The following is a 4,457-nucleotide window of genomic DNA, read 5'->3' on the forward strand; positions in this document are numbered from 1 at the left end:
CCCCGCAGGAGCCGCCTCGGGGCGCCGTGGAGCCCTCCGGCCCCACGGTGCCGCCGTCCACCACGGACGCCGGGCCTCCCCCGTGACGGCCTTCGCGTATCGAAAGAGTTCGCTGCACGCGGAAGGGGTGCCCCTGTCGGCCATCGCGGACGCGGTGGGCACGCCCACCTACGTCTATTCCGCCCGGGCCCTCACGGAGCGCTTCCGCGAGGTGACGGAGGCGTTCGCCGGCCACCCGCACCTCATCTGCTATTCGGTGAAGGCCAACTCCAACCTGGCCATCCTGAAGCTCTTCACGGCGCTGGGCAGCGGCTTCGACATCGTGTCCGGCGGCGAGCTGGCCCGCGTGAAGCAGGCGGGCGGGGATGCCGGCAAGACGGTGTTCGCGGGCGTGGGCAAGACGCCGGACGAGATGGCCCAGGCCCTGTCCTCCGGCATCCGGCTCTTCAACGTGGAGAGCGCGGAGGAACTGGAGGCGCTGGATGCCGTGGGGCGCAGGGCAGGGCGGCGCGCGCCGTTCGCGCTGCGGGTGAACCCGGACGTGGATGCCCGGACGCACCGCTACATCGCCACCGGCCTGAAGACGTCCAAGTTCGGCGTGCCCTTCGAGGAGGCGGTCGCCCTCTATGCGAAGGCGAAGAAGATGAAGGGCGTGCAGGCGCTGGGGCTGGACTGCCACATCGGCTCGCAGCTCACGCGCACGGCGCCCATGCGCGCCGCGCTCACCAAGGTGGCGGACCTCTACGTCACGCTCAAGGCGAAGGGCCACGCGCTGGAGTACCTGGACGTGGGCGGCGGGCTGGGCATCACCTATTCGGACGAAACGCCGCCCAGCCCCCAGGAGTACGCGCGCACGGTGCTCGCCGCGGTGAAGCCCACCGGGGCCACGCTGCTGTTGGAGCCGGGCCGGTCGCTCGTGGGCAACGCGGGCGTGCTGCTGACCCGCGTGCTGTACCGCAAGCCCACCGAGACGCGCACCTTCGTGGTGGTGGACGCGGGCATGAACGACCTCATCCGCCCGGCCCTCTACGAAGCGCACCACGCGCTCCAGCCCCTGGTGAAGCGCCGGGGGAAGGATGTGCAGGTGGACGTCGTGGGGCCGGTGTGTGAGTCCACCGACGTGCTGGCGAAGGGCCGCTCCCTGGTGCTCCCCCGCCAGGGCGAGCTGTATGCCTTCATGAGCGCCGGGGCCTACGGCATGAGCATGGCTTCTACCTACAACTCGCGCCCCCGGCCGGCCGAGGTGCTGGTGGACGGGGAGGCCTGGCGGGTCGTACGGGAGCGCGAGCGCGTCGAGGACCTCTGGCGCGGCGAGCGGGCCTGAACGTATAAGCGCCGACATGAAGACCTTCCAAGGCTCCATGACGGCGCTGGCCACTCCGTTCCTGAATGGGGCGCTGGACGAGGGGGCCTTCCGGGCCCTGGTTCGCGCCCAGCTTGAAGGCGGCACGAACGTGCTCCTGCCCATGGGCACCACGGGCGAAGCCGTCACCATGGATTCGGAGGAGCGCGCGCACGCCATCGCCGTGGTGGTGGACGAGGTGAAGGGCCGCGTGCCGGTGGTGGCGGGCGCGGGCAGCAACAGCACGCGCGAAACCGTGGACTCCGTGCGCCGCGCGCGCCTGTCGGGCGCGGACGGCGCGCTCATCGTCACGCCCTACTACAACAAGCCCACGCAGGCGGGCCTCGTGGAGCACTACCGCGCCATCGCGAAGGCGCACCCGGGCTTCCCGCTCATCGCCTACAACGTGCCGGGCCGCACGGGCGTGGACCTGCTGCCAGAGACGGCGCTCAGGCTGTGCGACATCCCGGAGGTCGTGGCGCTCAAGGAGGCCACCGGCAACCTGGCGCGCGCGGTGGACCTGTTGGAGCTGTGCGGTGAGCGGCTGACGCTCCTGTCCGGCGACGACTTCACGGTGCTGCCCTTCATCGCGTGCGGTGGCCAGGGCGTCATCTCCGTGTCCTCCAACGTCGCGCCCCGGATGATGGCGGACCTGGTGGCGGCGGCGCGGGGCGGCGACATCGCGAAGGCGCGAGCGCTCCAGGTGCGGATGAACGCGCTGCACCGGCTGCTCTTCGTCGAATCGAATCCCATCCCGGTGAAGTGGGCGCTGCACCTGATGGGCCTGTTCGGCCCGGAGGTGCGTCTGCCGCTCGTTCCCATGGGCGAGGCGAACGCCGAGAAGTTGAAGGGCGCGCTCCTCCAACTGGACTTGTTGAAGGGCTGAAAGCGGCCTCACGCAGTCCCCCCGTCGTTGGTTGCTCCTGGAGCACACGCGCCATGATCCGCACCGTCATCACCGGCAGCACCGGCCGCATGGGCAGCACCCTCCTGCGCCTGGCTCGCGACGCGAAGGACCTCCAGGTGGTGGCCGCCACGGTGCGCTCGGGCAGCCCGGCGGCGGGGCAGGACGCGGGGCTCGCGGCCCGTCTGGGCGCGGCGCTGGACGTGCTGCTGATGGACGACCTGGAGCGCGCGCTGGAGTTCTCCAAGGCGGACGTCGTCGTGGACTTCACCGGCCCCGAGGCAAGCCTCGCGCACGCGAAGACGTGCGCCGCGCGCGGCGTGCCGCTGGTGGTGGGCTCCACGGGCTTCTCCGAGGAGGACACCGCGAAGCTCCGTGAGTCCGCGCGGAAGGTGCCCATCGTCGCGGCGCCCAACATGTCCGTGGGCGTCAACCTGGTCATCCAGATGGCGGCGCAGTTGGCGCGCGTGCTGGGGCCCTCGTTCGACGTGGAGGTGCTGGAAGCGCACCACCGGATGAAGAAGGACGCGCCCAGTGGCACCGCGCTGAAGCTGGCGGAGGTGCTGGCGGAGAGCCTGGGGCGCACGCGCGATGACCTCACGTTCGTGCGCGACGGGCAGACGGGCGCCCGGCCCCCGGGTGAGATTGGCGTGCAGGCGCTGCGCGGTGGGGACGTGGTGGGCGAGCACACCGTGTATTTCTTCGGCGACGGGGAGCGCATCGAGCTCACCCACCGGGCGACGAACCGGGACCAGTTCGCGCAAGGGGCGCTCCGGGCCGCGCGGTGGGTGGCGCGCCGGGCGCCGGGGCTCTATGACATGGCCGACGTGCTCGGACTCCAGGGGAAGACATGACCGCCCGTTACTGCCGCTTCCAGGTCGATGGCCGCGCCAGCCATGGCCGCGTCGACGGTAACGAGGTGGTGGTGCTCACCGCCGCGCCGTGGGCCGGGGGCAAGGAGACGGGGCTGCGCCGGTCGCTCAAGGGCCTGACGCTGCTGGTGCCGTCGGACGCGTCGAAGGTGGTCTGCATCGGGCAGAACTACCGCAAGCACGCGGAGGAGATGGGCAAGCCCGTCCCCACCGAACCGCTCATCTTCACCAAGCCCTCCACCGCGCTCAACGGCCCGCTCTCGCCCATCCGCATCCCGAAAGCGAGCCAGGAAGTGCACCACGAGGCGGAGCTGGCGCTGCTCATCGGCGAGCGCGTGAAGAACGCGGACGAAGCCACCGCCGCGCGCGCCATCTGGGGCCTCACCGCCTTCAACGACGTCACCGCGCGCGACATCCAGCGCAAGGAAATCCAGCACACCCGCGCCAAGGGCTACGACACCTTCGCCTGCGCCGGCCCGTGGGCCGTGACGGGCCTGTCCCCGGCGGACCTGCGGGTGGTGTGCCGGGTGAACGGACAGGTGCGTCAGGATGGCCGTACGTCCGACATGGTGTTCAGCCCCGCCCGCCTGGTGTCCTTCATCTCCCACATCATGACGCTGCTGCCCGGCGACCTGGTGAGCACGGGCACCCCGTCCGGGGTGGGCGTGCTGGTGGCGGGGGACACGGTGGAGGTGGAGCTGGAGGGAATCGGAACCCTGGTGAACCCGGTTGAGATGGAGCCTTGAGTGCGACAGTCTATGTAGGTCTGGGTTCCAACGAGGGCGACCGCGAGGCCCACCTCGTGGCAGCCCTCTCCGCGATGTCCTGCATCGACGCGGTGGCGGTGCTGGGCTGCTCGTCGCTGTACGACAGCGCCCCGGTGGGTCCCGCGCAGCCGCGCTTCCTGAACGCCGTGGTGGCGCTGGAGTGTGAGCTGTCCCCGCAGCGCCTGCTGTGCATCCTGCAGCGCATCGAGCAGGACCTGGGCCGCCGCCGCCTCCAGCACTGGGGGCCGCGCACCATCGACCTGGACATCCTCCTGTGGGACGAGGAGGACCGCTCCGTGATCGCGGACGCCAACCTCCAGGTGCCCCACCTGGAACTGCACAAGCGCCGCTTCGCACTGGAACCCCTGTCGGAGCTGGCCCCCCGGGCCCGGCATCCGGTGCTGGGCGTGACGGTGCGGGAGCTGCTCGCGAAGCTCGCCCCCCAGGACGTCCGCAAGCGCGAGGCCCTCTGCTGGCCCGACGTGGGCGCCCGTTTCCCCGTGCACGAACTATGAGCCTGTCCCTCGCCCTGGCCACGGCCGCGCTGCTCGCGGCCGAGCCCACCCCCCTGC

General features: G+C 71.2%; 5 protein-coding genes. All 5 read left to right on the top strand.

Annotated elements, in window-relative coordinates:
- Positions 1–82 precede the first annotated feature (82 nt).
- From lysA to folK, 5 genes are read left to right on the top strand one after another with little or no spacing between them, the layout of a single operon-like run.
- Positions 83–1,324, top strand: coding sequence for a diaminopimelate decarboxylase (gene lysA, locus D7V88_RS39235; RefSeq protein ID WP_120545636.1), 1,242 nt, complete (start codon positions 83–85; stop codon positions 1,322–1,324).
- 16 nt (positions 1,325–1,340) lie between these two features.
- Positions 1,341–2,228 carry a 4-hydroxy-tetrahydrodipicolinate synthase gene (gene dapA, locus D7V88_RS39240; RefSeq protein WP_120545637.1) on the top strand — a complete coding sequence of 296 codons (888 nt, stop codon included), beginning with the start codon at positions 1,341–1,343 and terminating at the stop codon, positions 2,226–2,228.
- A gap of 53 nt (positions 2,229–2,281) precedes the next feature.
- Positions 2,282–3,100, top strand: coding sequence for a 4-hydroxy-tetrahydrodipicolinate reductase (gene dapB, locus D7V88_RS39245; protein WP_120545638.1), 819 nt, complete (start codon positions 2,282–2,284; stop codon positions 3,098–3,100).
- The gene (locus D7V88_RS39250; protein ID WP_120545639.1) at positions 3,097–3,864 is read left to right on the top strand and encodes a fumarylacetoacetate hydrolase family protein; all 768 of its coding nucleotides are present in this window, start codon (positions 3,097–3,099) and stop codon (positions 3,862–3,864) included. Before dapB ends, D7V88_RS39250 begins: the two co-directional genes overlap by 4 nt.
- The gene (gene folK / locus D7V88_RS39255) at positions 3,861–4,400 is read left to right on the top strand and encodes a 2-amino-4-hydroxy-6-hydroxymethyldihydropteridine diphosphokinase (RefSeq protein ID WP_120545640.1); all 540 of its coding nucleotides are present in this window, start codon (positions 3,861–3,863) and stop codon (positions 4,398–4,400) included. Before D7V88_RS39250 ends, folK begins: the two co-directional genes overlap by 4 nt.
- Positions 4,401–4,457 lie beyond the last annotated feature (57 nt).

This window comes from Corallococcus terminator (assembly GCF_003611635.1).
In the GTDB taxonomy this organism is placed as follows: Bacteria; Myxococcota; Myxococcia; order Myxococcales; family Myxococcaceae; genus Corallococcus; species Corallococcus terminator.